This window comes from Halomonas sp. (assembly GCF_031581305.1).
Lineage (GTDB): Bacteria > Pseudomonadota > Gammaproteobacteria > Pseudomonadales > Halomonadaceae > Halomonas.
Map to the genome: position 1 here is coordinate 1 of NZ_JAVLBC010000297.1, position 2439 is coordinate 2439.

A 2439-nucleotide genomic window follows, 5' to 3' on the forward strand; every position below is an offset into this window, starting at 1 on the left:
CGGGACGCTCAGCCGCAGGATGCGTACCGCAAAGTCGTTGCGAAACACGCCCACCACCCGATTCCCGGGGATGGATACCCCCCGGTTCGCAGCGGCCTCGGTGGGCCCGGCCTCGGTCACCACGAACATGCCCTCGGCCTCGACTGCCTCCCGCAGGGCCTCCAGCAGCTCGTCATAGGCAAGCGAAGTGGACGTGACCTGCCACCCCTGGTCAGGCCAGCGGGGTTCGGCGGCCGCCGGGGCGGCCAGGATCAGTGTCAGCAGCCATGTTGCCAGTATCGCGCGCAACATCAGGCACTCCTCCGCGAGAGCGGCGCCTGCTCCGCGGACGCCCGCTGCCAGTGGCGAAGCGTGGAGGGATGCACCCCGAACGACTCGGGCAGATGGAGACCCGACTGCTCGGCCAAGAGGGCAATGATCGCCATGTGGTGAATGCTGTGACTGGTCAGGAAGGCAAGTTCGCGGTTCAGGCTGGACGCCAGGGAGAGCCGCTCGTCGTCCATGGGATAACCCAGGGTGAGCGCATCCGGCGACGACCCACTGCCCAGTGACGACAGTCGTGCCTCGATGCCTGCCAGATGGTTCGCGGCTTGCTGCGGCCTTTGCTCGAGGGCCTCGTCGCGCCGGCGCTGTTCGTAGTCGATGAGCTCTGCTCCTCGATCGAGACCGTCCAGCAGTGCATCATAATGATCGATGATGTGACGCACATGCTTGCCCAGGCTGTGACGACCGTGCTCGCCAAACGCCTGTCGATAGACGTCGGGCGTCAGGACCGCGACCAGGCCCCTCAGCTGGGCAAGGGTCAGCAGATTCTCCTCGACGAGACGCGCCGTGGCAGGGGACGGCCGGGAGTGACGTGATGTCATGATGGGTGTCCTGTGGGTTCCGTTAGGGAATCGCCATAAGGCGGAAAGAGAAGTGGCCAGGCCGCCACCGTGGTGACGGACCTGGTTTCCGTCTGGTGGTGAACGAAGGGCTCAGCCCTCTGCTTCGCCCTCGCCTTCCGCTTCACCTTCACCTTCACCTTCACCTTCGCCTTCAGCCTCGCCTTCTGCTTCACCCTCGCCTTTTTCTTCGTACTCACCTTCTGCCTGGGCGTCCCCTTCGGCGCCGCCCTCAGCATGAGCCTCGGCAAGCATCAGAGGCGCTTCCTGTCCGTTGGTGTAGCTCAGCTCGGTGGCTGTCTCGCTGGCCACGGCCTGGAAGGCCGCTCCGCTGGCGACCAGGGCGAGTGCCGGTGCCGTATAGCCCAGCTGACGGCTGAGACGACTCAACAGGCTACGGCGCTTCTCATCTTGCAGTGTCATGATCATGACCTCCTTGATACGGGATGTTCGACATGCCGGGCATGTCGTCTTGCAGTGAAGTCGGCGTGCTGCCGGCTTCCCCATCGGCGATGCCGGGGGCATCACCGGTTGCTCGTGCCCCTCTCACCCTCTCGCCATGACGGGGCGATTGACCGAGGGGGCGGGTTCTATCCGGGTGATCAACCATTCGGCCAGTGACGCGGTATCCGGCCCCCCTGGCCCTGACCTCACGGCGCTGGCAGCCAGGGTGGAGAGCCAGTCGCTCAGGGCCGTCACGCTGTGGTCATCCAGCGCCTGGCCATTGTCGGTCAGACAGTTTGGCAGCAGGGCGCCAAGCGCATCCAGCGTGGCGACCGGGGCGAGGACCTCCTCGGCCGACGCCTCGGCCGGCAGCAGAACACCACGCAGGGTCACGGATTCGGGCAACCTGTTCGGGGCCACGCCGACGATGTCCGGGAGAGGAAAATCCAGGGGTTCGGCTATTGCCGGGGCCGAGAGATCCAGGCGAACGCCGCGGGTGAGTATCCCACCCGATGCCTCCAGCAGCCGCTGCAAGAGGGCGCGGCTCTCCTCATCGTCGGGGAGCAGGCAGAGCACCCCGTTGCCGTGCGGCGTGACCAGCAGGCCAGCGTCGACCACCGGGCGGCCGGGCATCGCGGCCTGGCGAACCAGATGCGCCGTCAAGACCGGGCCCAGCTGCGCCAGCATCAACCGCGATGCGAGCAGCCGGTCGCCGCAGGCCAGGGCATAACCGCCGGAGTCGCGCAGCACCGCCAGACGCGGCAGCCGGCTCGCCGCCTCAGCGTCGAGTGGCGACAGCCGCTCGCCGAACCATGTCGTCAACCGCGCCATGGCGGGGCCACTGCCCACGTCCAGGGCCCAGTGACGGCCGTCCAGATGGAGCCTCATGGCCCGGCCCGGCGGCGATACCGACGTCGCCGGATCATGGAGCTCGCGCTCTCCCGGCAGCGCTGCCGGGAGAGCACCCTGCTGGCAAAGCAGGCCGGCACGGCACCAGTCATGAAGGGTGTTCCACACATCGCGCCGCAGCGCCGAGATCTGTGCCGGTGCTCCCGCCTCGGTGGTGGCCCGAGCCAGCTCATCGGCGATGGCATCGGGGTCCAGCCCCTCG

3 protein-coding genes and 1 pseudogene are annotated in these 2439 nt (G+C 67.4%); all 4 read right to left on the bottom strand.

Features of this window, described 5'->3' with window-relative positions; genetic code table 11:
• Window positions 1-291 (bottom strand): annotated as a pseudogene (locus RI841_RS15945) (DUF302 domain-containing protein); the annotation flags it as partial.
• Window positions 291-866, bottom strand: coding sequence for a DinB family protein (locus RI841_RS15950; RefSeq protein WP_310706616.1), 576 nt, complete (start codon window positions 864-866; stop codon window positions 291-293). The gene RI841_RS15950 and the pseudogene RI841_RS15945, both read right to left, overlap by 1 nt.
• 111 nt (window positions 867-977) lie before the next feature.
• Complete coding sequence (locus RI841_RS15955) at window positions 978-1307, bottom strand: hypothetical protein (protein WP_310706617.1); 330 nt, start codon at window positions 1305-1307, stop codon at window positions 978-980.
• A 123-nt stretch (window positions 1308-1430) separates the two neighbouring features.
• Window positions 1431-2439: hypothetical protein (locus tag RI841_RS15960; RefSeq protein WP_310706618.1), on the bottom strand; the 1009-nt coding region annotated here is incomplete at its 5' end.

Bases quoted from the DNA above. Each gene is read 5' to 3' on its own strand.
- RI841_RS15950 (WP_310706616.1), bottom strand. From the start codon at position 866: ATGACATCACGTCACTCCCGGCCGTCCCCTGCCACGGCGCGTCTCGTC.
- RI841_RS15955 (WP_310706617.1), bottom strand. From the start codon at position 1,307: ATGACACTGCAAGATGAGAAGCGCCGTAGCCTGTTGAGTCGTCTCAGC.